General features: G+C 65.0%; 23 protein-coding genes. 15 read left to right on the top strand and 8 right to left on the bottom strand.

The features are described from left to right. The first annotated feature begins 84 nt into the window (after positions 1 to 84). The 6 genes from AC50X9_RS06185 (at position 85) to AC50X9_RS06160 (ending at position 6,073) form a co-directional block, all read left to right on the top strand. Positions 85 to 648 (top strand): DUF6286 domain-containing protein, encoded by a 564-nt coding sequence (locus tag AC50X9_RS06185; protein ID WP_494891698.1) that lies wholly within the window; start codon positions 85 to 87, stop codon positions 646 to 648. Continuing rightward, positions 645 to 1,256 carry a hypothetical protein gene (locus AC50X9_RS06180; RefSeq protein WP_494891407.1) on the top strand — a complete coding sequence of 204 codons (612 nt, stop codon included), beginning with the start codon at positions 645 to 647 and terminating at the stop codon, positions 1,254 to 1,256. Before AC50X9_RS06185 ends, AC50X9_RS06180 begins: the two co-directional genes overlap by 4 nt. A gap of 245 nt (positions 1,257 to 1,501) precedes the next feature. Then, positions 1,502 to 2,851, top strand: coding sequence for an ABC transporter substrate-binding protein (locus AC50X9_RS06175; RefSeq protein WP_494891405.1), 1,350 nt, complete (start codon positions 1,502 to 1,504; stop codon positions 2,849 to 2,851). 97 nt (positions 2,852 to 2,948) lie between these two features. Further along, entirely contained in the window at positions 2,949 to 3,914 is a 966-nt protein-coding gene (locus tag AC50X9_RS06170; RefSeq protein ID WP_494891403.1) for a carbohydrate ABC transporter permease, read from the top strand. Beyond that, a complete protein-coding gene (locus AC50X9_RS06165; RefSeq protein WP_494891401.1) occupies positions 3,911 to 4,888 on the top strand; it encodes a carbohydrate ABC transporter permease in 978 nt (325 codons plus the stop codon). Before AC50X9_RS06170 ends, AC50X9_RS06165 begins: the two co-directional genes overlap by 4 nt. A gap of 135 nt (positions 4,889 to 5,023) precedes the next feature. Then, positions 5,024 to 6,073: a LacI family DNA-binding transcriptional regulator gene (locus tag AC50X9_RS06160; RefSeq protein ID WP_494891399.1), complete on the top strand. Its 1,050-nt coding sequence runs from the start codon at positions 5,024 to 5,026 to the stop codon at positions 6,071 to 6,073. Between the two features lie 30 nt (positions 6,074 to 6,103). On the opposite strand, the gene AC50X9_RS06155 is transcribed toward AC50X9_RS06160, so the two are convergent. After that, a complete protein-coding gene (locus tag AC50X9_RS06155) occupies positions 6,104 to 7,030 on the bottom strand; it encodes a DUF8083 family protein (RefSeq protein WP_494891394.1) in 927 nt (308 codons plus the stop codon). A 25-nt stretch (positions 7,031 to 7,055) separates the two neighbouring features. Next, positions 7,056 to 7,862: an exodeoxyribonuclease III gene (locus AC50X9_RS06150; protein ID WP_494891390.1), complete on the bottom strand. Its 807-nt coding sequence runs from the start codon at positions 7,860 to 7,862 to the stop codon at positions 7,056 to 7,058. 196 nt (positions 7,863 to 8,058) lie between these two features. Here AC50X9_RS06150 and AC50X9_RS06145 point away from each other — a divergent pair, with 196 nt between their 5' ends. The 4 genes from AC50X9_RS06145 to AC50X9_RS06130 all read left to right on the top strand — a co-directional run bounded on the left by AC50X9_RS06145 (position 8,059) and on the right by AC50X9_RS06130 (position 12,552). Further along, positions 8,059 to 9,558: a CoA-acylating methylmalonate-semialdehyde dehydrogenase gene (locus tag AC50X9_RS06145; protein ID WP_494891388.1), complete on the top strand. Its 1,500-nt coding sequence runs from the start codon at positions 8,059 to 8,061 to the stop codon at positions 9,556 to 9,558. Beyond that, entirely contained in the window at positions 9,558 to 10,631 is a 1,074-nt protein-coding gene (locus AC50X9_RS06140; protein WP_494891386.1) for an enoyl-CoA hydratase/isomerase family protein, read from the top strand. Before AC50X9_RS06145 ends, AC50X9_RS06140 begins: the two co-directional genes overlap by 1 nt. Beyond that, entirely contained in the window at positions 10,624 to 11,616 is a 993-nt protein-coding gene (gene mmsB / locus AC50X9_RS06135; RefSeq protein ID WP_494891384.1) for a 3-hydroxyisobutyrate dehydrogenase, read from the top strand. Before AC50X9_RS06140 ends, mmsB begins: the two co-directional genes overlap by 8 nt. Positions 11,617 to 11,772: 156 nt before the next feature. Then, positions 11,773 to 12,552, top strand: coding sequence for an enoyl-CoA hydratase (locus AC50X9_RS06130; protein WP_494891382.1), 780 nt, complete (start codon positions 11,773 to 11,775; stop codon positions 12,550 to 12,552). A 266-nt stretch (positions 12,553 to 12,818) separates the two neighbouring features. Here AC50X9_RS06130 and AC50X9_RS06125 read toward each other — a convergent pair whose 3' ends face one another. After that, positions 12,819 to 13,247, bottom strand: coding sequence for a DUF1761 domain-containing protein (locus AC50X9_RS06125; protein ID WP_494891380.1), 429 nt, complete (start codon positions 13,245 to 13,247; stop codon positions 12,819 to 12,821). Between the two features lie 169 nt (positions 13,248 to 13,416). Between AC50X9_RS06125 and AC50X9_RS06120 the strand changes: the two genes are divergently transcribed. Beyond that, on the top strand, positions 13,417 to 14,817 hold the full coding sequence (locus AC50X9_RS06120; RefSeq protein ID WP_494891375.1) for an MFS transporter: 1,401 nt from the start codon (positions 13,417 to 13,419) through the stop codon (positions 14,815 to 14,817). Between the two features lie 123 nt (positions 14,818 to 14,940). Here AC50X9_RS06120 and AC50X9_RS06115 read toward each other — a convergent pair whose 3' ends face one another. From AC50X9_RS06115 to AC50X9_RS06105, 3 genes are all read right to left on the bottom strand, one after another. Beyond that, positions 14,941 to 15,795 carry a LuxR C-terminal-related transcriptional regulator gene (locus AC50X9_RS06115; RefSeq protein WP_494891373.1) on the bottom strand — a complete coding sequence of 285 codons (855 nt, stop codon included), beginning with the start codon at positions 15,793 to 15,795 and terminating at the stop codon, positions 14,941 to 14,943. A 78-nt stretch (positions 15,796 to 15,873) separates the two neighbouring features. Next, complete coding sequence (locus AC50X9_RS06110) at positions 15,874 to 16,380, bottom strand: MarR family winged helix-turn-helix transcriptional regulator (RefSeq protein ID WP_494891370.1); 507 nt, start codon at positions 16,378 to 16,380, stop codon at positions 15,874 to 15,876. Positions 16,381 to 16,416: 36 nt separating this feature from the next. Then, positions 16,417 to 18,189 (bottom strand): AMP-binding protein, encoded by a 1,773-nt coding sequence (locus AC50X9_RS06105; RefSeq protein ID WP_494891368.1) that lies wholly within the window; start codon positions 18,187 to 18,189, stop codon positions 16,417 to 16,419. Between the two features lie 264 nt (positions 18,190 to 18,453). Here AC50X9_RS06105 and AC50X9_RS06100 point away from each other — a divergent pair, with 264 nt between their 5' ends. Further along, entirely contained in the window at positions 18,454 to 19,587 is a 1,134-nt protein-coding gene (locus AC50X9_RS06100; protein WP_494891696.1) for an acyl-CoA dehydrogenase family protein, read from the top strand. 81 nt (positions 19,588 to 19,668) lie between these two features. Here AC50X9_RS06100 and AC50X9_RS06095 read toward each other — a convergent pair whose 3' ends face one another. After that, positions 19,669 to 20,847 (bottom strand): acyl-CoA dehydrogenase family protein, encoded by a 1,179-nt coding sequence (locus AC50X9_RS06095; protein WP_494891366.1) that lies wholly within the window; start codon positions 20,845 to 20,847, stop codon positions 19,669 to 19,671. A 122-nt stretch (positions 20,848 to 20,969) separates the two neighbouring features. After that, positions 20,970 to 21,881 (bottom strand): LysR substrate-binding domain-containing protein, encoded by a 912-nt coding sequence (locus AC50X9_RS06090; RefSeq protein ID WP_494891364.1) that lies wholly within the window; start codon positions 21,879 to 21,881, stop codon positions 20,970 to 20,972. A gap of 174 nt (positions 21,882 to 22,055) precedes the next feature. On the opposite strand from AC50X9_RS06090, the gene AC50X9_RS06085 reads away from it, so the two are divergent. Genes AC50X9_RS06085 through AC50X9_RS06075 form a run of 3 tightly spaced genes read left to right on the top strand, consistent with a single transcriptional unit; the run spans position 22,056 to position 24,938 of the window. After that, entirely contained in the window at positions 22,056 to 23,309 is a 1,254-nt protein-coding gene (locus AC50X9_RS06085; RefSeq protein WP_494891362.1) for a CaiB/BaiF CoA transferase family protein, read from the top strand. Next, a complete protein-coding gene (locus AC50X9_RS06080) occupies positions 23,302 to 23,742 on the top strand; it encodes an acyl-CoA thioesterase (RefSeq protein WP_494891360.1) in 441 nt (146 codons plus the stop codon). The genes AC50X9_RS06085 and AC50X9_RS06080 overlap by 8 nt, the downstream gene beginning before the upstream one ends. Before the next feature lie 41 nt (positions 23,743 to 23,783). After that, entirely contained in the window at positions 23,784 to 24,938 is a 1,155-nt protein-coding gene (locus AC50X9_RS06075; RefSeq protein ID WP_494891694.1) for an acyl-CoA dehydrogenase family protein, read from the top strand. The last annotated feature ends 28 nt before the right edge of the window (positions 24,939 to 24,966 follow it).

Here is a 24,966-nt window from a genome sequence, read left to right as displayed (position 1 = left end):
GCTCCGGAGGCCGCACCTTCGGCGGCACCGTCGACTGGCAGCCCCGCCGGCAGTTCGGCCCCTGCGGAAACCGGTGTCGCGGGCATGGAAGAAATCCTCAAACGTGAGACCCACTCCTCACGGGCCGTGGCCTCGATCATCGCCGCCGTTCTGGTGATTGCTTTTTGTGTCTACGCCCTCCTGGAAACCGCGGTCCGGGCCATTGGACAGCCGCCCTGGCTCGTGGATCCGCAGACGGCGGCCGACCGGGTGGTGGCGCTCCCTAGCGGGGTCCCGCCGCTTCTGCTTGGTGTCATTGGCGCGGTGTTGGTGATGGCAGGGCTGTTCTTTTTCCTCAACGCGGTACTGCCCGGCCGCCGGGCCCGTCACCTTCTCTGGGACCGGCGCGCCGCCGTCGTCGTGGATGACGAGGTGATTGCCTCTGCTCTGGCGCGCAGGGCCCGGGTGGCGGCTAATTTGAGTCAGGAACAGGTGATGGTGACGGTGTCCCGGCAGCAGGTAGAAGTCAACGTCCGGCCGACCTCCGGCGTGCCGCTGAGCCCGGATGCCGTCCGCGCTGCCGTCGAGGACGAACTCCGGGACATGGGCCCCACCCCCGCACCGGACGTGCGGGTCAACGTCACGTCGGCAGGGGTGATCGGCGCATGAACGGCACCCCCCGGATCCTCAACCGGATCCTGATCGGCGTCCTCGGGCTCAAGCTCCTCGCCATCGGGATCCTGCTCATCCTGCTCGCGGGCGTTCCCGCCGTCGGGCGCTGGTGGCAGGGCTGGTCCGCCGGAGTGTGGAGCATCTGGCGTGACCTCTTCGAACGCACGCGGTTTCCGGGGCGTGCGGAGAGCTGGCTCTGGATTGTGATCGTCCTGGCCCTGCTTCTGGTCATTGCCGCCATGGTGGCCTGGGCCGCCCAGCAGGGCAAGGGCCGCGCCAGCCTGCTCGTGTCTGAAGAGGATCCCGGCGAAGTGCCCGGAAACGTCCGGATCGGCAGCGGCGTGGCCGAACAGGCGCTCCGGGCTGCCCTGGCCGACCGGCCGGACCTGGCCGGCACCACTGTGGCAACCTACGAGTTCCGCGGCCAGCCTGCCCTGAAAATCAGGATCCAGCCGCGCCAGGGTGTCGCCCCGCACCGGCTCGCGGCCGAGGTGTCCGGCCTGATGGAGGCCCTCGACGCGGCGCTCGGCAAACGCACGCCGGTGCTCATCCATATCGCCGCCGGTGCGCGGTCGAGGTTCGGGCGGGCCGAGCGGGTCCGCTGACCCTGCGGTGTGAGCTTTCGGCAACACGCCCGGGGCGGCTTCTTGAGGGCGCCAGGAGGGCCGCCTCCGCTGGAATGGCACGGAACGGCGGGTAATTCTGTCGGCAGGGCAACGGTCTCCTTTACGTAAAGGTTGTGTGTAAACGCTTGCATTCCTCACCGGATGATGATTACCGTGATGGGCACCACACGAACGCACCGCTGCTCCAACGCCGATCTCTACCCAGTCAATGAGGAGTTTTCCGCATGAAGAACCGCAACTATTTGCTGCCCGTCGCCACGTTCGGGGTTTTGGCCTTATCCCTGACCGCCTGTAGCGGATCCAACGGCGGCTCCGGCACCACCGGCTCTGCAACGGGCACAGACTGCGCTGCATATTCCAGCTACGGCAAGCACGACGGCAAGACGGTTTCCGTTTACTCGACGATTGTCGATATTGAAGCGACCAATCTTGAAGCCGCCTGGGAACCCTTTGAGAAGTGCACCGGCATCACTGTGAAATATGAAGGCAGCAAGGAATTCGAGACCCAGATCGGTGTGCGCGCCAAGGCCGGGAACGCCCCGGACGTCGCCATTTTCCCGCAGCCCGGACTCATGGCTGACCAGGCGAGGGCCGGCAACCTGAAGGAAGCCCCGAAAGCCGTTTCCGACCTTGTCGACAAGAACTGGTCGGCCGACTGGAAGAAGTACGGAACCGTCGACGGCAAGTTCTACACGGCCCCCATGCTGGCCAACGTCAAGGGCTATGTCTGGTACGCACCTAAAACATTCAAGGACAAGGGCTGGGAAGTCCCCAAGACCTGGGATGAGATGCTGACTCTCAGCAAGAAGATCACGGACGACAAGACGATGAAGGCGTGGTGTGCGGGATTCGAGTCCGGCGAAGCTACCGGCTGGCCGGGCACGGACTGGATTGAAGATGTGGTCCTCCGGGCCGAGGGCCCCGAAGTCTACGACCAGTGGGTCAGCCACCAGATTCCCTTCAATGATCCCAAGATCGTCAGCGCCTTCGACAAGACGGGTGAAATCCTGCTCAACCAGGACTTCGTCAACGGCGGCTTCGGCGACGTACGGTCCATTCTGACAACCGGCTTTGCGCAGGCCGGGCAGCCCGTGCTGGACGGGCAGTGCGCCATGCACCACCAGGCCAACTTCCAGGCCGCCAACTGGCCGGCAGGGACCGTTGTCGCTCCGGAAGGCGATGTCTGGGCGTTCATGACCCCGCCGATCGACGCCAGCAGGGGCGAATCCATCACCGGTGGCGGCGAAATGGTAGGCGCGTACAAGGACACCCCCGAGGTCCAGGCGTACCTGGCCTACATGGCCAGTGCAGACTTCGCCAACAATCGCGTGAAACTGGGCGGCGTCATCAGTGCCAACAAGGGACTCGATCCGAACAACGCCCAGTCCGAACTGGACAAGCAGTCTGTCAAGCTCCTTCAGGACCCCAAGACGGTATTCCGCTTTGATGGGTCTGACCTGATGCCCGGTGCAGTCGGCTCGAACTCCTTCTGGAAGGGAATTGTCACCTGGATTAACGGCACGCCCTCCCAGCAGGTGGCCGACACCATCGAATCCAGCTGGCCCAAGAGCTGACGCAAAGTGCGCTGCCTTCCTGCGTAAGACTCCTTAAGCAGGAAGGCAGCGTATTCTCTCGCACTCACAGATCCACGGACACCTCGGAGGATGGGCTATGGAATTTATCGGAGGGAAACTTCTACAAGTCGTGATTGCCCTGGCGGTCTTTGCCGCCATTATTGGGCTCATCATGCTTGTGGTGGACAAGGCCCCAAAATCGTCAAAAGACAAACTGACCGTCATCGGCTTTCTGGCACCGGCGGCGATCCTGATGCTGGTGGGTCTTGTGTATCCGGCCATTCAGACCTCGTTCTTCGCTTTTACTGATGCCAAGGGCCAGCCGAACGGCGTCGACAACTTTGTCTGGATGTTTACTCAGCCGGAAGCGCTGGTGACGCTCAGGAACACCATCGTCTGGACTGTCCTTGTGCCATTGTTGTCGACAGGATTTGGCCTTGCTTACGCCGTGTTCATCGACAAGGCGCGGGGCGAAAAAGTGCTGAAGGCCTTGGTGTTCATGCCGATGGCCATCTCCTTCGTTGGAGCAGGCATCATATGGAAACTTGTCTACGACTACCGGGGTCCCGCTATTGAGCAAACAGGCGTACTGAATTTCCTCCGCGTTGCCATGGGGCTGCAGCCTAAGCAGTTCCTGCTGGATGCGCCGGAAAACACGATCTTCCTGATTATTGTGATGGTCTGGATTCAGACCGGGTTCGCCATGGTCATTTTGTCGGCCGCTATTAAGGGTGTCCCCACGGAACTGGTTGAGGCCGCCCGTTTGGACGGGGCGAACCCGTGGCAGCAGTTCCGCAACGTAACCGTTCCCGGAATCCGCGGGGCACTGGTCGTGGTGCTGACCACCATCACGATCGCGACGCTGAAGGTCTTCGACATCGTCCGGACGATGACAGCCGGAAATTACGATACCTCCGTCATCGCCAATGAGATGTACACGCAGGCCTTCCGGGCCGGTGAACCAGGCCGCGGTGCGGCTCTCGCCCTTGTGCTGTTCCTGCTGGTCCTGCCCATCGTGGTGTACAACGCCCGCGTCCTTCGTCAGCAAAGGGAGATTCGATGACCGCCACCCCAGTTCCGGACGAGGCCTCCGAAGCGACCCGTACCCGACCCCGCACCGAGCCGGGCATCACCGGATCGCCCGAGGATGGCCCTCCGATCATGCGAAGGGTCAGGCAGAAACTAACGTCACGCTGGGCCACGGCGGCGGCTCTGCTGATCGCCGTCGTCTGGACGGTGCCGACGTTCGGCCTGTTTGTCTCGTCGTTCCGCCCGGCACCGAAACAGGTCGGACCGCGCTCGGACGGGTGGTGGAACTTCTTTGGGGACTGGCAATTCACGTTCCAGCACTATATCGACGTGACCGCATCGGCGGGTTCCCAGTCCCCGAATTTGTCTCAGTACTTCGTGAACTCCCTCGCCATTGTTATACCCGTCACCCTGTTCATTCTGGTCCTGGCGTCCATGGCGGCCTACATCTTCGCCTGGGGAAAGTTCAAGGGCAAAGACGGTCTGTTCATTTTCGTCTTCGCCCTGCAGATCATCCCGCTGCAGATGTCCCTGATCCCGCTGCTCCAGCTGTTCACCCAGGTCCTGCAGCTGCCTTCCGGCTCCTACGCGCAACTGTGGATTGCCCACACGATGTTCGGACTGCCTCTGGGTATCTTCCTGCTTCACAACTTCATCTCGGAGATCCCCGGCGAAATGATCGAGGCTGCCAGGGTCGACGGTGCCGGGCACACCACCATTTTCTGGCGAATCATCCTGCCCCTGTCCGTGCCGGCGCTGGCGTCGCTGGCTATCTTCCAGTTCCTCTGGGTCTGGAACGACCTGCTGGTGGCCCTCGTGTTCTCCGGCGGCACCGCTGATGTTGCACCCATCACCCAGCGGCTGGCGGAGATCTCCGGCACCCGCGGCAACAAAGACTTCCTGAATCCCGCCGCGGCGTTCGTATCAATCATTGTCCCGCTGGCGGTCTTCTTCGGGCTGCAGCGGTACTTTGTCCGCGGCCTGCTCGCTGGTGGGCTCAAGGGCTAACCGGGCTGTTCAACAGGGCGGCACCGGCAGCAACTGAATCCGTGAGAGTGACTCCTGTTGCTGTGGGGGGCGCAGCTGATGGAGGCCTTCCGAGGGCCGCGAGGTGCCTCCGCAGCGAGTCGACAAGGGGATACGGTGGCAAAAACAACAGACAGAGCGCAGCGCGGCGGCCACTCCGGCGTCAGCATTGAGGATGTGGCCGCTGCCGCCGGAGTGTCAACCGCCACCGTGTCCCGGGCGGTCCGCGGCCTGCCCAGGGTCTCGCCGGCCACCCGGGAGAAGATCCTGGGAATTGCCGAAGCCCTGGGCTACGTGGCCTCCTCCTCTGCGTCCGGGCTGGCCACCGGGCGAACCAGGACCATCGGCGTTCTGGCACCGTTCGTCAGCCGCTGGTATTTCTCCAAGGCCATTGAAGGAGCGGACCGGGAACTGCACGCCCGGCAGTACAACCTCTCGCTGTTCAATCTGGGCGGCCACGGCAGCAACCGTGAACGGCTGTTCAGTAAGACCATGGTCTATAAGCAGATCGACGCGCTGCTGGTGCTTTGTATGGCGCTGACGCATGAGGAGATCCAACACCTCCAGAAGATTGACATCCCGCTGGTCGTGGTCGGTGGCCATGTCGAGGAATGTCCGTACATCGGGATTGATGACTACGCCGCCGCCGCAACCGCTGTGCGGCACCTGATTGACCTCGGCCACACCAACATCGCCTTGCTGCACGGCGACGACGAAACCGACCTCAACTTTGACGTACCGCGGGTCCGGATCCAGGCCTTCCAGGACGTGATGGCCGAAGCCGGGCTGAACGTCCGGGAGGAGTGGGACGAGTGGGGGGATTTCACGGTCCGCAGCGGCCAGGACGCCTTCCTCCGGCTTTGGGACAGGTCCGGGTCGAAGCCAACGGCAATCTTCTGCGCCTCGGACGAGATGGCCATGGGCGTTATCTTCGAAGCCAACCGGGCCGGAGTGCGGATCCCCGATGACCTGTCCGTGATCGGGATCGACGACCACGACTTCTCGGAGGCCATGGGTCTCACCACGGTCAGACAGCGCCCGGATGAGCAGGCCGAACTGGGCACGAAGATGCTCCTGGACGAGCTCGACGGGATCGCCGGGGCGGTGCGTTCCACGGTTGCCCCGCACCAGCTGATCGTCCGGACCACGACGGCGCCACCCCGGTAGCTCTGACAAGCTGCTCCGGAAAACCAGCAGTCAGGAAGCGCGGGCCAGTTGCCGGATCGGGACCCAGCGGGACGCCAGCCGTCGGTAGGCCGCGGCGGCGCCGGTCATGTCCCCCTCGGCCAGGCACTCAATGCCAAGCCGCACATCCATGGGTGAGTCGTCCGGGTAAACCTTGTCCGCCACCGCGCCATAATCCAGTTCCACCACCGAGCCCGTGTGGAAGAGCTCCAGCCACTCGGTAAGCTGGGTCAGGTCCTCCAGCATGTCCAGATCCGGCGCGGCAAGGGCCAGGTGGGCCACCGCATAGCGGACCCGCTCCAGGGCTTGGGCAATGTTCGCGCGGATGCGCACAGTGACAATGTGCCCGTCGGATTCCACCACGTCCGTGGGGTCCGATTCCTGGAACAAGCAGAACCAGCTGAACGGGATGCCCCACGTGGAGGCCCGCGTGTGCACCCGGCCCAGCCCGGCATGCGCCCGCACGTCATTGATGCGCTCCTGGTGCCTGTCACGCTGTTCTTCCGGGATCAGCAGCTGGGCCAGCGGCCCATGGATGCCCTCCATTAAGGCGTTGGCGGCCAGTCCGGCCCGGAGCACCAGCTGGCTCGGGCAGTAGAGAAGTCCGTCCGGTTCCCCGGTGGCAGCGGTCCCGGCAGCGGGAGCCGCGGCGCCGCCGTCGTCAGCGGGCGCCGCATGGGGCGTGCTGTTCGGGCGCGCAGCGACAACCCGGACCAGGTCCGTTGCCCCGGTGGGGAACGGGTCGCCGCCCGGGCGGGTGATGCGGCCCAGGGAGGCGAGCAGTTCGGCGTTTTCGACCGCCGCGCGGGACGGGCTCCCGGCCGCGGCCGCGCGCAGGGCCGCCTGCTGCTCCTCCGGAAACGCCCCCAGGGGTTCGTAAATCCGCAGGGCGGAGGAGAACGGCAGCCCGGCCTGTCCGCGGTAGAGGTTGCCTGTCACAGGATCACCGGCTGGGGGACGCTCATCAGTCGCTCAACTTCACGATTACCGGGGCATGGTCGGAAGCGCCCTTGCCCTTGCGTTCCTCGCGGTCGATCGTGGCGCCGGTGACCCGGGCAGCCAGGGCGGGGGAGGCGAGGGCAAAGTCGATCCGCATGCCCTCCTTCTTCGGGAAACGCAGCTGCGTGTAGTCCCAGTACGTGTAGACGCCGGGGCCGGGGGTGTAGGGCCGGACCACGTCCCGGAAGCCGGCGTCCTCAAAGGCATGGAACGCTGCCCGTTCCGGCTCGCTGACGTGGGTGAGGCCCGCGGAGCGGAAGTAGTCGATGTCCCAGACGTCGTCGTCCTGAGGGGCGATGTTCCAGTCGCCCATCAGGGCGATCTGGGCTTCCGGATCCGCCCGGAGCCTGCCCTCGGCGTGCGTCTTCAGTGCGTTCAGCCAGCCCAGCTTGTACGGCATGTGCTCGTCGTCGAGTGCCCGGCCGTTGGGGACGTAAAGGCTCCAGACCCTGATGCCGCCGCAGGTGGCGCCAATGGCGCGGGCCTCCTGCACGGCGTCCTTGCCGTTCTTGCCGAAGACGGGCTGGTCCAGGAAGGTGCGCTCGACGTCGTCGAGCCCCACCCGCGAGGCGATGGCGACGCCGTTCCACTGGCTCACGCCGTAGTGCGCCACTTCGTACCCCATGCTCTCGAACAGCTCCCACGGGAAGTTGTCGTCCTTGCACTTGGTTTCCTGGATGGCCAGGACATCACAGGCGGTGCGCTGAAGCCAGGCTTCAACGCGGTCGGCACGGGCGCGGAGCGAGTTCACATTCCAGGTAGCTATCTTCACACTCCCTAACTTACCGAACTTGGCCGCCGAACGGCTGTCGTCCGTCCGCCGTCCGGCCGCCGAACGGCTGTCGTCCGGACGTGGCCTCTGGAATTTAGTAGGAAGTCCGAGTATATTCGGAGCAGAAGATGGCGTGGGTCACACGCGGCCCCGCCGTCACTTCGGGTAATCACACGGTGCAAAGGAGCATTCCATCATGGTTCGCGAGCTATCCCACTACATTGACGGTCAGCATGTTGAAGGCACCTCGGGGCGCTTCAGCGATGTCTACGATCCGTGCACCGGCGAGGTCCAGGCCAGGGTGCCGCTGGCCAGTACCGAGGAAGTCCGTAACGTGATCTCCAACGCGGAGAAGGGCCAGCTGGAATGGGCGGCCATGAACCCCCAGCGCCGGGGCCGGATCCTGCTGAAGTTTGTGGATCTGGTCAACCAGAACCTGGACGAACTCGCCACGCTGCTGTCCTCCGAGCACGGCAAGACTTTCCTGGACGCCAAGGGCGACATCCAGCGCGGCATCGAGGTTGTGGAATTCGCCGCCGGCGCCCCGCACCTGCTCAAGGGGGAATTCTCGGACAGCGCCGGAACCGGTGTTGATGTCCACTCGATGCGCCAGCCGCTTGGCGTCGTCGCGGGCATCACACCGTTCAACTTCCCGGCCATGATCCCGCTCTGGAAGTCCGGCCCCGCCCTCGCCGCGGGCAATTCCTTCATCCTCAAGCCCTCCGAACGGGACCCCTCCGTGCCGCTGCGGCTCGCCGAGCTCTTCACCGAAGCCGGGCTGCCGGCCGGCGTCTTCAACGTCGTCAACGGCGACAAGGAAGCGGTGGACGCGCTGCTGGAGGACCCCCGGGTCCAGGCCATCGGCTTCGTCGGCTCCACCCCGATTGCGCAGTACATCTACGCCACCGCCGCCGCCAACGGAAAGCGCGCCCAGTGCTTCGGCGGCGCCAAGAACCACATGGTGATCATGCCGGACGCCGACCTGGACATGGCCGCCGATGCGCTGATGGGCGCCGGGTTCGGCTCCGCCGGTGAACGCTGCATGGCCATCTCGGTGGCCGTGCCGGTCGGCAAGGCCACCGGCGACGCGCTCATTGCCAAGCTGGAGGAGCGGATCGCGGACCTCAAGGTCGGCCACAGCCTCGCCAAGGACTCCGACTTCGGCCCCGTGGTGGCGGCTTCCGCCAAGGAGCGGATCGAGGGCTACATCCAGGCCGGCGTCGACGAGGGCGCCACCCTGCTCACCGACGGGCGCGGGCTCAAGGTCGAGGGATACGAGGGCGGCTTCTGGGTCGGCCCCACCCTGTTCGACAACGTCACCAAGGACATGACGATTTACAAGGAAGAGATCTTCGGCCCGGTACTGAGTGTGCTCCGCGCGGAGGACTACGACGAGGCCCTGCGCCTGTGCAGCGAGCACGAGTTCGGCAACGGCGTGGCCATTTTCACGCGCGACGGCGACTCCGCCCGCGACTTCGCCAGCCGGGTCCAGGTGGGCATGGTCGGCATCAACGTCCCGATCCCGGTGCCGATCGCGTACTACACCTTCGGCGGCTGGAAGGCTTCCGGTTTCGGCGACCTCAACCAGCACGGCGCGGACGCCTTCCGCTTCTACACCAAGACCAAAACGGTTACCACCCGCTGGCCCTCCGGGATCCGCAGCGGTGCAAGCTTCGTGATGCCGGAAGGCAGCTGATGGCGGGGAAGCACACCGGGGACAGCCCGTCCGCCGAGGTGCTGTTTGAACGGCGCGGCCGGCTGGGCGTGGTTACGCTCAACCGGCCCGAGGCCGTCAATGCGCTCACCGCGGGCATGGCCTCGGCCATGCTGGAGCAGCTCACGCTCTGGGCTGATGACGACGCCGTAGCCGCGGTGCTGGTCCGCGGCGCCGGCGAACGGGGGCTCTGCGCCGGCGGCGACATCGTGGCGATCTACCGCGACATGCTCGACGGCGGCGACGCGACCGCGGACTTCTGGGCCGAGGAATACAAGCTGAACGCCCTCATCTCCGGCTACCCCAAGCCGTACGTTGCCTTCATGGACGGACTGGTTCTCGGTGGAGGCGTGGGGATATCCGCGCACGGCTCGGTCCGGATCGTCACCGAACGCACCCGGATGGGCATGCCGGAGACCACAATCGGTTTTGTGCCCGACGTCGGCGGAACGCTGCTGCTCTCGCGCTCACCGGGGGAGTCGGGCACCCACGCGGCACTCACCGGTGCGCACCTGAGCGGCTCCGACGCGCTGTTCCTGGGTCTCGCGGACCATTTCGTTCCGTCCGTGAGGCTCGCCGAACTGGCCGAGGCGCTGGAGGGCGAGACGCCGGACGCCGCCGTCGCGCGCTTCGTCGAGGACGCCCCGCCGTCGGTTCTCGCGGGGCAGCAGGAATGGATTGACGCCTGCTACTCGAGCGACGACGCTGAGGAGATCGTTCGCCGGCTGCGCGCCATTGGCGGCGAGGCCGCGGAAGTCGCGGACACCATCGAGGCCAAGTCACCGACCGCCGTGAAGGTGACGCTGGCCTCCCTGCGCCGGGTCAGGGGGCTCAGCCTTGAGGATGCCCTCGAACAGGAGTACCGGGTGGGGCTGCGGTTCCTCGCCGGGCCCGACTTCCGCGAAGGCATCCGCGCCCAGGTGGTCGATAAGGACCGCAACCCGCACTGGCGGCCCGGCACGCTCGCGGAGGTCAGCCGCGACGACGTCGAATCGTATTTTGCGCCGCTGGGCGACCGTGAACTGATCCTTTCGAAGGAGCGCGACAATGCCTGAACCCACCTTGTCTGAACCAACGCCGTCTGCAGCGTCGACTGACGCGGCAACGTCTGAACCGGGCCAGCCCGGGGCGCCCACCGGCCCGATCGCCTTCCTGGGCCTGGGCCACATGGGCGGGCCGATGGCCATCAACCTGGTCAAGGCCGGCTACTCCGTGACCGGCTTCGACCTGGTGCCGGCCGCGCTGGAAACCGCCCGGGCGCACGGCATCGCCACCGCGGACACCGCGTCCGAGGCTGTGACCGGTGCCGCCGTCGTGCTGACCATGCTCCCCAGCGGCAAGCACCTGCTGGACGCCTACCGCGGCACCGGCGGGCAACCGGGGCTGCTGGACGTCGCCACGCCCGGCACGCTTTTCCTGGACTGCTCCACCATCAACGTCGACGAGGCACGCGAGGCCGCCGAACTCGCCGTCGCGGCTGGCCACCGCGCGGTGGACGCGCCGGTTTCCGGCGGCGTCGTCGGTGCCGAAGCGGGCTCCCTGACCTTTATGGTGGGGGCCCTGCCGGAGGACTTCGAGGCGGTCAAGCCGATGCTCGAAGTGATGGGCAAGCGTGTGGTCCATTGCGGGCAGCACGGCGCAGGGCAGGCCGCGAAGATCTGCAACAACATGATCCTCGGCGTCTCGATGATCGCCGTCAGCGAAGCCTTTGTGCTCGGTGAGAAGCTGGGCCTGACGCACCAGGCGTTGTTCGACGTCGCCTCGGCGGCCTCGGGCCAGTGCTGGGCGCTGACCACGAACTGCCCGGTGCCGGGACCGGTGCCCACGAGCCCAGCCAACCGCGACTACCAGCCCGGCTTCGCCGGAGCCTTGATGGCGAAGGACCTCAAGCTGGCGCTGAACGCACTGGAAAGCACCGGCGTTGCCGCCCGGCTGGGGCCGCTGGCTTCGGAAATCTACGATACCTTTGCCGCGGAAGGCGGGGCGGGCCGGGACTTCTCCGGCATCATCACCGACATCCGGGACAAATCCGAACACTGAGGCGTCCGTGTTCGGACAGATCCGAACACTGACAAGTCCGGCACGGACATATCCGAACACGGACACGTCCGGCACGGACATATCCGAACACGGACACGTCCGACCCGGGCGCGTCCGGCACCAAACATTTGCTGAACAGCGGCCGAGGGGACAGGCATGACAGAGCAATACACAAACATTCTGGTGGAGCGGCGCGGCCGGGTGGGCCTCGTGACGCTCAACCGGCCCGAGGCGCTGAACGCCCTCAACAAGGCCACCATGGACGAACTCGTGGCCGCGGTCTCGGTCATGGACACGGACCCCGAGGTGGGGGCGGTGGTGCTGACCGGCTCGGCAAAGGCCTTCGCCGCCGGCGCCGACATCAAGGAGATGCAGTCCAAGGGCTACATGGACATGTACGCCGCGGACTGGTTCCGGGGCTGGGAAGACTTCACCCGGCTGCGGATTCCGGTGGTCGCGGCCGTGTCGGGGTTCGCGCTGGGCGGCGGCTGTGAGCTCGCCATGATGTGCGACTTCATCATTGCCGGGGACAACGCCAAGTTCGGCCAGCCGGAAATCAACCTGGGTGTGCTGCCCGGAATGGGCGGCTCGCAGCGCCTCACGCGCGCCGTCGGCAAGTCCAAGGCGATGGACATGATCCTGACCGGGCGCTTTATGGACGCCGAGGAAGCCGAACGCGCCGGCCTCGTCTCCCGTGTGGTGCCGGCCGCGGACGTCGTTGCCGAGGCTCTCAAGGCCGCCGAGGTGATTGCCTCCAAGTCCAAGCCGGTGGCGATGGTGGCCAAGGAAGCCGTCAACGCCGCGTTCGAAACCGGACTGGCCCAGGGGGTGCTCTTCGAACGGCGCGTCTTCCACTCGCTGTTCGCCACCGAGGACCAGAAGGAAGGCATGGCGGCTTTCACCGAGAAGCGCCAGCCGGACTTCACGCACCGCTGACCGGCACGGTGCGGCGTCCATCAGGCGACGCGTGAGCCATGAGGCGATGCGCCAACTCCTGTGACGCGCCATTCATCCGGCGACGCGCCGACTGTCCTGTGACGCGCAATCCATCCGGTGACGCGCGGACTGTCCTGTGACGCGCAAAAGCCCTGTCGCTGCCGAATTCCGGTAGCGACAGGGCTTTTGCGCGTCACGAGACCGTATCCGCAGCGTCACACCAAGCTGGATGCGCCGCGCCAGAGCCGTCCGGGCCCGTCAGACCATCAGGCCGCGCTGATTCCGAACAGTCCGATGATCAGGGCCATGATGACAAGGGTCACGAGTTCGTGGGCGCAGTTCAGCACCGTCAGTCCTGCCGGGCGGCCCTCAAAGGCGTCGTGCGTGATGAACCGTGCCGCCGTAAACCCGGCCCACAGGATCAACGCGGTGACCAGAGTGTTGACCAGAAAATTGCCGCCGTAAAAGTGCTGTGAGATGGCCGCGGACCCGGCGAGGACCCAGGCGCTGATGAAGCTGACCACCAGGGTGACCAGGATCGGCTTGACGGCGTCCTTGGCGTCCCCGCTCGGGCTGACCTTGGCGACGCGCATCCAGTAGTTGCCGAACACCTTCGGCGTGTACCAGACCGAGCCGACGACCATGCTGGACAGCGTGGCCAGCAGTACCGCCCAAATATTGATTTCCGGAATCATAGCGTTCTCCTCAGGTGCGCGGTTGGTTCTCCACGAAGTCTAGGGGACCTCCCGGGCGGTCCCCGGCTTCCGACTACCTCTTTTAGGAGGTAGTTGGATGTCCACGCTTTTCGCTACGGTGAGCTAAGTCACAAGCCGTGTATCGAGGCTGACATCAAAGGAGATTGCCATGACTTCAGTTTCACCGACTTCGCCGGCCGGGCTGCAAGCGCCGCCCAGCCGCAAGACTTTGCGCAAGGTGGCCTTCGCGAGCGCCGCCGGAACCACCATCGAGTTCTACGACTTCTTCATCTACGGCACCGCCGCCGCCCTGGTCTTCCCGGTCGTCTTCTTCCCGGCGCTCGGCGCCGCGGCCGGCACCATCGCCTCCTTCGGCACCTTCGCCGTCGCCTTCTTCGCCCGTCCCGTCGGCGCCATCATCTTCGGCCACTTCGGAGACCGGATCGGCCGGAAGAAAACGCTCATCACGACACTGCTGATGATGGGCATCGCCACGGTGATGATCGGCCTCATTCCGGATGCCAGCACCATCGGTGTGGCCGCCCCCATCCTGCTGGTGGTGCTCCGCTTCGTGCAGGGCCTCGCCGTCGGCGGCGAATGGGCCGGCGCCACCCTCCTCGTGGCCGAATACGCCCCCAAGGGAAAGCGCGGTCTGTTCGGCTCCTTCCCGCAGCTCGGCCCGTCCGTTGCCTTCGCCCTGGCCAGCGGCACCTTCCTCATCACCAACCTCACGCTGGGGGACAAGTCCGAGGCCTTCATTACGATCGGCTGGCGGGTGCCGTTCATTCTCAGCGCCGTGCTGGTCCTCGTGGGCCTGTGGGTGCGGCTGAGCATCGAGGAAACCCCGGTCTTCAAGAACGCCGCCACGGTCCCCGCCGCCGCCACCACGAAGCTGCCAATCCTTGAGTCAATCAAGCGCCAGCCCCGCGAAATCCTCCTCGCCGGCGGCTCCCTGACGCTCCTGTTCGCCTTCTTCTACATCGGCACCGCCTACCTCACCAGCTACGCCACGAGCCCCACTGGTATGCAGCTGAGCCGGGTGGAAGTGCTGAGCACCGGCATGGTCGCCTCACTGTTTGTCGCCGCCGCCACCCTGGCCTCCGGTGTCCTCTCGGACCGCTTCGGCCGCAAGAAGGTCATCGCCACCTCGTGCATCCTCGCCGTGCCGTGGTCCCTCGTGCTGTTCCCGATCCTCAGCGCCAACACCGTTTTCGCCTTCGGTCTCGGCCTTACCGTCACCCTGGTGATCTTCGCCATCGCATACGGCCCCGCCGGGGCCCTGCTTCCGGAGCTCTTCGAGACCCGGTACCGCTACACCGGCGCCGGTATGGGTTACAACCTCGCCGGGGTCGTCGGCGGAGGCATTGTTCCTCTGGTGGCGGCCCAGCTGGCCGGCACATCCGGGGCGTGGTCCATCGGGCTGCTGCTGGCCGGGATTGGCGTGTTCAGTGTGCTCTGCACCCTGGCACTGCCCAACCGAGAAAAGCACGGCCTGGAAGACGGCAAGCCGAACCCCGCGACGGAGCACGCAGCCGGCGAAGCTGTCGCCAGTCCAATGTCGCTGCCCTAGGGATCTGAGCCGAGGCGAGCGGGACTGCAGATCCTGACCTGGCCGATCCCACAGCGGGAGCGGGGCTGCCGGCGAAACCGGCGGCCCCGCTCCACTGGATCAGGCCCAACCGGCGGCCCCGCTCTACGGGATCAGCCCCAGCCGGCGTGCCGCGGATACGGCCTCGAGACGGTTGTGCGCGGACAACTTGCCCATCGCGTTCTGCAGGTAACTCTTGACGGTTACCGCTTTCAGGCCAAGCCGCTCCGCGGTCTCCTGGTACGAGCAGCCAAGCGCCACCTGCGCCAGGACGTCAAGCTCTCGGCGGGCCAGCTTGGCCGTCGGATGGACTCCGTCGGCCGGCGGCGGCGCCAGGTGGCTGCCGATGAGATCCAGCTGCCGCGCCAGCTGGGGGTCTGTGACGGTGCCGGCCAGGGACCTCAGCTCGGCATGCGCTTCCCGGACATGCTCCAGCCACCCCCGGTCCAGGGCCAGGGAGGGCGCGGACTTGGCGGCGTCGATGATCGAGACCCGACGGTCCACCTCGTCCCGGATCCGGAGCTCCGCGGCAATATCGAAGGCCGCCTCCATCGCCTCGCTCACCGCGTTTCCCCCCAGAGGCTCGCTGTCCCGGCTTGCGATGTACAGCACCGCCCGCGACTGGCCCCGGACCACGACGGGGACGGCCGCCATCGAGGTCAGCCGCTCCCGCCTGACAGCGAGGTCGTATTCATGGGTGATGCCCTCTGAGGCGACGTAGTCCTCCACGAGGAAGGGCCGGCGCTGGGTAAAGACCCGGCCGCCGAGGCCCGCGCCGGGAACGACGACGACCTGGTGCAGGCTGGACGTGGCGGTGCCAAGGAAATCCGTCAGCTGCAGCAGCTCGCCGCTGGCCAGTCCGGCGAAGAGCACGGCGGGGCGGAACCTGCCGGAGAGCAGGCGGAGGGAGGCCCGAAGCAGCTCCCGGTCATCGGGGCGGGAATAGGCGTTCGGCTGCATGAGTCGTCTCCTGGTACCGCGGAAGCCCGTCACCGCATTGTGGCGGGCCGTCAATCTTGGTCAGGCGTGGGGGCCGGGTCACTCGCTGAAGTCGCCGGCGTTGCGGCGGAAGGTGCCCAGGATTCCGATCAGCTGGTCAACGTCCTGTTCCGCGAATCCGGACCGGGCGAACACCTCGGAGTTTAGTGCCGCCGTCGCACGCTTGGCCAGCGTCCGCCCCTCCGTGGTGAGTTCAATGAGGGTGGTGCGCCCGTCGGTGGGATGCGCCGAGCGGATGACCAACCCCGCACTCTGCAGCCGGTCGACGGCGTTCGTCACCGAGGTGGGGTGGACCTGCAGCAGCGCGCTTGCCTTGTTCATGGGCAGGGCGCCGCTGCGGGCGAAGCTCAGCAGGGCGAGCAGTTCGTACCGGGCAAACGTCAGGCCGAACGGCTTCAGGACACCCTCGATCCGGGCCAGCAGGATCTGCTGGGTGCGCATGATGGCCGTGATGGCAGCCATCGGCGCCGCGACGTCGGACCAGCCGTGCCGCTCCCAGTTCGCCCGGGCGTCGGCGATCGGATCACGCGGCAGCGGCGATGCCACGGCACCTCCCGCATCTTGCTTTCAATCTCATGGTACTCAGCCTAGCTTTTCGGCCGCGCTCTTCAGCCCGGGGAAGTCGGCCTCGGAGTACTCCGTGCCGAGCCCGGCCGGGACCGCCCCGCCGCCGTGGCGCACTTCCTCGCTGTGCCGCAGCTCCACGCGCCGGATCTTGCCCGAGATGGTTTTGGGCAGTTCGGCGAATTCCAGCCGGCGGATCCGCTTGAACGGGGCCAGATGGTCGCGGCAATAGCGCAGGATATCCTCGGCGAGTTCCGGGCCGGGCTCGTGCCCGGCGGCCAGGACGACAAAGGCCTTGGGGACAGAGAGCTTGAGCGGGTCGGGGGAGGGTACGACGGCGGCCTCGGCCACCGCCGGGTGCTCGATCAGCACGCTTTCCAGCTCGAACGGGGACAACCGGTAGTCCGAGGATTTGAAGACGTCGTCGCCGCGCCCCACGTACGTGATGATGCCGCGCTCGTCCCGGCTGGCCATGTCGCCCGTGTGGTAGTAGCCGTCCCGGAATGCCTCTGCTGTCTTTTCGGGATCCCCGTAGTAGGCCTTCATCAGCCCGGCGGGCCGGGGGTCCAGGCGCAGGCAGAGCTCGCCGTCGTCGCCCTCCGCGCCGGTCGCAGGGTCCACCAGGACGACGTCGTAGCCGGGCAGCGGTTTGCCCATGGCGCCGATCTTGATCGGCTGGCCGGGGGTGTTCGCGATCTGCACGGTGGATTCGGTCTGGCCGAAGCCGTCGCGGATGGTCTGGCCCCAGGCGCGCTGGACCTGGTCGATCACTTCGGCGTTCAGCGGTTCGCCGGCGGACACCACCTTGGTGGGCGGGTTCTTCAGCAGGGTCAGGTCGGCCTGGATAAGCATCCGCCAGACCGTGGGAGGGGCGCAGAAGCTGGTCACGGACTCGCGGTCCATCTGCTCCATAAGCGCCTTGGCGTCGAAGCGCTCGTAGTTGTAGATAAAGACGCAGGCTTCGGCGATCCAGGGCGTGAACACGTTGGACCAGGCGTGTTTGGCCCAGCCGGGGGAGGCCACGTTGAGGTGCACATCGCCGGGTTCCATCCCGATCCAGAACATGGTGGACAGGTGTCCCACCGGGTAGGAGGTGTGCGTGTGCTCGACCAGCTTGGCCTTGGAAGTGGTGCCCGAGGTGAAGTACAGCAGCAGGGTTTCGTCGGCCAGGGTCGGCGCGTCAGGGGTGAAATCTTCCCCCGCGCCGGCGGATTCGGTGTACTGCCGGGCAGCCCTGCCGGTGGCGCCTTCGCCGGTGTCGTCTCTGCCGGTGTCGCCTTCGGCGCCGCCGATTTCGATCAGCGTGTAGTCGCCCGGGACATCGTCGAACTTCGCGATGTTGGCGCTTCCGACGGCGGCCCAGTTCGCCCCGCCACGTTCCACCCGGTCCCTGAGGTCCGCCGGCCCCATCAGGGTAGTAGTCGGGATCATCACGATGCCCAGCTTGATCCCGGCGAGCATCAGTTCCCAGAGTTCGACCTGGTTGCCGAGCATGATGATCATCCGGTCCCCGCGCCGCACTCCCTGGCCGCGTAGCCAGTTGGCCACCTCGGCGGAGCGGCGGGAAAGGTCGGCGAAGCTGCGCCGGGTGGCAGAGCCATCCTGTTCGACGATCACGAGCGCCGGATTGTTGGCCTTGGCCGGGTCCGCCGCGATCTGGTCGAACCAGTCAAGGGCGAAGTTGAAGTGTTCAAAGCGAGGCCACTGGAAGTCGCTGCGGGCCGCCTCGTAATCCATGCGGAGCTCAAGCATGCGGTCGCGTGCTGCGCGGAATTCCTCAGTGACGGTCATGGTGCCCTTTCGAAAGTCTGGCGGCGCAGCCGTTGGAGGCCCGGCGCCGTTGCCGGGGATCGCAGGTTTTCTGGTGATCCCCATCACTGTGCAATATACTAGGACATCCAAGGGTTTGGAAGAGCCGACCCGGTTCATGACTGGATCACGACGAAGGGATACACGCCCGTGCAGCCACAAGGACGTGCCAGCGGACCGAGGGTCACCGAGGAAGAAGCAGCGCTGGAAGGCGCGGCGGCGCCGCCCTTCCCGGACGCTGATCTGATGTACATCGTGGACCTGTTGCCCCCGGCCGAACAGTCCCGGTACCTGGAAATCCGTGACTTCCTCCAGTCCCGGATCCGGGCGGCCTCGATCGATTACTGGAACCGCGAGGAATTTCCCTTCGGGCTGCTCGCCGAACTGGGAAAGTACGGCCTAGGCGGGCTGCAGACGGACGGCACGTCCAAGCTGTTCAAGGGCCTGATGTATGTCGAGGTGGCCCGTGCCGATGTGTCCCTCTCTGCCCTCGTGGGGATCCACAACGAGCTGATCGTCGGCATGATCGACCAGCTCGGCTCCGAGGAACACAAGGCGCGCTGGCTGCCGGGGCTCACCGCCCTGACACAGATCGGCGCCTTCGCCCTGACCGAGCCGGATCACGGATCGGACATCGCCGGCGGATTGGCCACCACGGCTCGGCGCGAGGGGGACGAATGGGTGATCAACGGCGCCAAACGCTGGATCGGCGCCGGCACCATCGCAGATTTTGCCCTGGTCTGGGCGCGGGATGTCGCTGACCAGCAGATCAAGGGCTTCATCGTGGAGACGGACCGCCCCGGCTACACCGCCACAAAGATCGCGAACAAGATCGGGCTGCGGATCATGCAAAACGCGGATATCGTGCTCGATGAAGTCCGCATCCCGGCGGCGAACCTGCTTCCGGGCGCCACTGACTTCTCCAAGGCCAACGAGCTGCTGCGCGATTCCCGTGCCTGGGTGGGCTGGCAGGCCGCCGGCATCCAGCTGGCCGCGTTCGACGTCGCACGGTCCTACGCGCTGAAGCGGAAGCAGTTCGGCAAGGAGCTGGCCCGCTTCCAGCTGGTCCAGCAGCAGCTGGCCGAGATCCTGGGCAACGCGTCCGCCTCGCTGTCGCTGATGGCGCAGCTGGCCAAAATCCAGGAAGACGGCAAACTCGAGATGGTCCAGTCCGCGATGGCCAAGTCCACCACCACCCGGCTGGCCCGGGCATCGGTCGCGATGGGGCGCTCGCTGCTGGGCGGCAACGGGATCAGCAGTGACTACGAGATGGGCAAGCTGTTTGGCGACGCCGAAATTCTCTACACCTACGAGGGCAGTTATGAAATCAACTCGCTGATCGTGGCCAGGGCCGTGACCGGTAGGTCCGCGTTCGTTTAGGGACCCTTCTATGGCGGCGGGTCAAGGCATGAGTGTCTGCTGTTGGGGATACGGGTGACGGGCGCAGGTGGCGCCATCCACCTATCGGAACGCTGACACGCCGGTGATGTGGTTTCCAAGAATCAGGGTGTGCACTTCGTCGGTTCCCTCGTAGGTGCGGACGGATTCGAGATTATTGGCATGCCGCAGCGGTGAATAGTCCAGGGTGATGCCGTTGCCGCCAAGAATGGTCCGCGCTTCCCGGCAGATGGCGATGGCCTCGCGGACGTTGTTCAGCTTCCCTACGGAGACCTGAACCGGCTCCAGCGCTCCCGTATCTTTCAGCCGCCCGGTGTGAATGGCCAGCAGGGTGCCTTTCTGAATCTCCAGCAGCATGTTAACCAGTTTCTCCTGCGTGAGCTGGTAGCCCGCAAGGGGCTTGCCGAACTGCATTCGTTCCTTCGAGTACTCCAATGCGACTTCGTAGGCATCACGCGCAGCGCCCATGGCGCCCCAGATTATTCCATAGCGCGCCTCGTTGAGGCAGGAAAACGGCCCCCTGAGCCCCTTGGCTCCCGGCAGTATTGCCGTTCCCGGCAACTGGACGTCTTCGAGCGTGATGTCGCATTGGATCGAGGCCCGCATGGAGAGCTTCGACCCAATGGTTGTGGCGCTAAACCCGGGAGTGTCCGTAGGTACGATGAACCCGCGGATCCCGTCATCGGTATTGGCCCAGATGATTGCAATCCGGGCCACGGACGCAAGGCCAATCCAGCGCTTCGCGCCGTTGATGATCCATCCGCCGTGACCGTCCGGCCTGGCCACGGTTGCCATGCTGGAAGGATCCGAACCCGCAGTGGGTTCGGTGAGTCCGAAGCAGCCAATCATTTCGCCCCGGGCCATCGCCGGCAGGTGCTCGTTCTTCTGTTCCTCGGATCCCCACTTATGGATGGCTGTCATAGCCAGGGATCCCTGGACGCTGACGAAGGTTCGCAGACCGGAATCGCCGGCTTCGAGCTCCATTGCGGCGAGGCCGTATTCGACGGCGGTTCGGCCGGGACATCCGTACCCTTTCAGGTGCATGCCAAGGAGGCCGAGTTCTCCCAGCTCGGGCACAAGCTCCAGGGGAAAATGGGCGTCCTCATACCAGGCGTCGATGTTGGGCCTGATGCGCTCTGTCACAAAACGACGGACTTTGCTGCGGAGAAGCAACTCGTCAGGGGTCAGCAGGCTGTCCAGGTTGAGGACGTCATCGTTCAGTGCGGTAGCGGCTGCAGTCACAGGTTTCTCCTGGGGTTGGGGGCAACTCCGTTGACTCCGGGTGGCCAGCGAGTGCTCACAACTGTGCCAGCCAAATTACTGCAGATCCAATACTAAATACGACATTATCTGGTACCGAAAAGTCATGGATCAACTGAGAAGCCGGGTGTCGGCAGAACTGTTTCTGAAAGCTGGAGCACTTCCCGCAGCGCGGGGCTGCTGTTGTCCTTGTGCCAGACCAGCCTCAGCTGGATGGGTTCTGCGGGATCGTCCAGCGGCAGAAAGACTACCCCCGGGTATTGGAAATTGTCAGGAACGGAGGAGACCGTCAACGCCACTCCGATTTCAGCGGCCACTAGCGCCATCAGGGTCTGGGAATCCGGGGCCACCTGCACGATTTCCGGAGCGTAGCCGGCGCTGTTCGCCAGACGGTGCAGAAAGTCGTGCAGGATGGCTCCCGGGTGCCGGGGCAGCGTGACGAACGGCTGTCCCTCCAGGTCGGACATCAGAAGCGAAGGGCGCTGGCTCAGCGGGTGCCCCTCGTGAAGGGCAATGACCAGCCTCTCGTTGGCGACGATACGGGACTTGAGGGATGCCGGGATGAAGTTCCACCGGCCGAGTCCTACTTCCATGGCGCCGCTGTTCACCTTGTCCATGGCTGGCAAGGCGAAATTTGAACTGTAAAGCTGAATTTCGATTCCGGGATGCGTTTCCCGGACGCGCTTGGCGAGTTTGCCGACCATAACGTGCGAGGAGACGCCTGCGAACGCCACCCGCACGAGTCCCGTTTCACCCTTGCCCACGGACGCCACCGCCAGGGCGGACCTCCGGCACGCATCCAGGATGTCCCGCGCAGGTACCAGCAGCGCCTCTCCTGCTGGCGTCAACCGGACGGTCCGGGTGCTGCGGACAAAAAGTGGAGCTTTGAGCTCGTGCTCCAACCGCTGGATTGCCCGGCTCAGGGGTGGCTGGGCCATGTGCAGTTTCTCGGCGGCCCTGCCAAAGTGCAGTTCCTCCGCGACAGCCAGGAAAGCCCGGATTTGGTGTAGTTCCACTGTTTGGCTAGCTCCGGACCCGTAAACCGACGTTGTTCATATGCCCAACATACCGAAGAGTCGGCAGTCGCCGTTAGTGACCTTAGGGTATCAATTCCACACCCAAAATGCATTGGACTTGTATCAATAGTCTTGCAAAGGTGGGTGACGCAGACCACACACCGGAGGAAATGGATGAAACAGCCGAGCACCGACCCAACGAGCCGCACGGGGGCAAACCCTGGCGGTTCGCGACGCAGACGGGAAGTTGATGAGGTTTTCGGCCGCTCTGGTTCCGGCCCGCTCAGCGGGATCGTCATAGCAGATTTCAGCCGCGTGCTGGCGGGCCCCTACGCCACTATGCTCCTGGCAGACATGGGGGCCACAGTGATCAAAGTAGAGGGTCCGGAGGGGGATGACACCCGTACCTACATGCCGCCGGTACGCGACGGCGAAGCCACCTTCTTCCTGTCCGTGAACCGCAATAAGCACTCCATTGCCCTTGATCTGAAGGACCCCGAAGACCTTGAGGTCGCCCGGGATCTGGTGAAAGCCGCCGATGTGATGATTGAAAACTTCAAGCCGGGCAACATGGAACGGCTTGGGCTGGACTACCCCACCGCGGCGAAGCTGAACCCGGAGATCATCTACGCGTCGATTACCGGGTTCGGGACCGGCGGCGGAGCCCATATTCCAGGCTACGACCTGCTGGTGCAGGCGGCCTCGGGCATGATGAGCCTCACCGGGGATCGGGACACCCAACCGTTTCGGGCCGGAATGGCCCTCTTCGACGTCATCACGGGCCTGCACGCAGCCATCGGGATTCTCGGCGCCCTGCACCACAAGGACCAGACCGGCGAAGGTCAGCTGGTGGAACTGAACCTCCTGAACTCCGCCCTTTCCGGCATGGTGAACCAGTCCGCGGCCTACGTCACTGGGGGCGTGGTGCCAACCCGGATGGGAAACGAGCACCCCAGCATGTACCCCTACGCCCCCATGCAGACGGGTGACGGCATGATCATCATTGCCACCGGCAACGATGCCCAGTTCGCGAGACTCTGTGAAGCGTTGGCAATGCCGGAAGTGGCCAAGGACCCGAAGTTCGCCAAGACGCTTAAGCGCAATGCCAACCGGGACGAGCTCCGCGAGATGCTCCACAACCGGCTGGCCACCCAGTCTGCCGATCAATGGTTCACGCAGCTCTCCGAGGCAGGACTGCCGTGTGCCCCCATTCAGGACGTCCGCGGGGGCATCGAATTTGCGGAGCGGCTCGGCCTGCAGCCGGTGGTTCTCGCGGGCACCGGATCGCGAAAGATTCCAACGGTCCGGCATCCAGTGGCCTATTCCCGAACGCCCGTTGACTATGAGCTGGCTCCGCCGGAGTTGAACAACGGCTCGGAACTGGTCCGCGGCTGGCTCCAGCAGCAGAAAGCCATGGCCAATGCCTGAACCGTTTCGAACCAACGTCTCCCCGCGCTGGGCTGACCAGGATCTCAACGGGCATGTTAACCACGCCGCCGTTGTCACGCTCCTGGAGGAATCGAGGATCCGTTGGCGGTCCGGCATGCCGGGGCATCCATGGCCAGCGGGCGCTCCCACAGTGGTGGCAGCGCTCGAGCTGAACTACCGAAGACCGGTGACCCATGGCGAGGACCTGACCGTGGACCTTTGGGTTACCAGGATTGGTTCGTCTTCCTTCACCCTCAACTGCGCGGCCACACAATGCGGCCTGCCTGCTGTGGACGGACGTACGGTACTCGTTTCGGTCAGTCCGGAAACCGGAGCTCCGCGGCCGCTTGGGGAACCTGTCCGGCGTTGGCTTGAAGGCTTCCAAACACAAGTGCACCAACTTTCCACCCGCAATCCAATGGAGCAGACGTGATCACACCGGACCAAGCCGAAATCGGCACGGATTTCTACCTGATGGACGAGTTCCTCACCGCTGAGGAGCGTGAACTGAGGGGCAGAGTCCGGAATTTCGTGGACAAGGATCTATGGCCCGTCATTAATGGCTACTGGGAACGGGCAGAGTTCCCATTCGAACTCATTCCCAAGTTGGCGGCGCTCGGAATCATCGGATCCACCATCCAGGGCTTCGGCTGCCCAGGACTGAGCCGGCTCGCCGCCGGGATGGTGGCCACCGAAATTTCCCGTGGTGACGGGTCAGTCAACACCTTCCTGGGCGTCCAGTCCGGTCTGGCCATGGGCACCATCAATATGCTGGGCAGCCAGGAACAGAAGGAGCGCTGGCTCCCGGACATGGCTGCACTGGGAAAGATCGGCGCCTTCGCGCTGACCGAACCGGACCATGGGTCCGATTCGGTGGCGCTGGAAACGAGCGCCCGGCGCGAGGGTGACAGCTACATCATCTGCGGACGCAAGCGTTGGATCGGCAATGCCAGCATGGCCGACGTCGTGATTATTTTTGCCCGGGATGAGGACGACTCGAAGGTCAAGGCCTTTGTGATGGAAAAGAACGAGGACGACACGTACCCGGCGGGATACAGCACCGAGGTGATCACCGGCAAGATCGGCAAGCGCGCCATCCTGCAGCCGGACATCACCCTGGAAAATGTCAGGATTCCCGCACAGAACCGGCTCACTGAATGCCACTCCTTCAAGGACGTGACCCGGGTGCTGACGTCCACCCGCAGTGGTGCCTCCTGGGAATCGCTGGGTCACGCAATCGCGGCCTACGAAGCGGCAGTGGGGTACTCAAAATCCCGCCACCAGTTCGGCCGGCCGATTGCCAGCTTCCAGCTCGTGCAGAACAAACTAGCCAACATGCTGGCCGAGCTGACCGCCATGCAGCTGATCTGCCACCGGCTGGCGGTGCTGGCCGAGGACGGCCGCATGACCGGTCCTATGGCCTCCCTGGCCAAGATGCACACTGCACAGAAGGCACGCTGGATCTGTTCCGAAGCAAGGGACATGCTCGGCGGAAACGGCGTGCTGCTGGAAAACCACGTGGCAAGGCACATGACGGACATGGAAGTGGTCTCCACCTACGAGGGCACCGATTCCATCCAGTCCCTCCTGGTGGGCCGTGAAATCACCGGGATCTCGGCTTTCAGCTAGACCCGGACCCAAACACAAAACCCGAACG

The sequence above is a fragment of the Pseudarthrobacter sp. HLT1-3 genome, from assembly GCF_059383535.1.
Note: the sequence above shows the minus strand (reverse complement) of the source record. Positions and strands in the feature narration are given on the sequence as shown.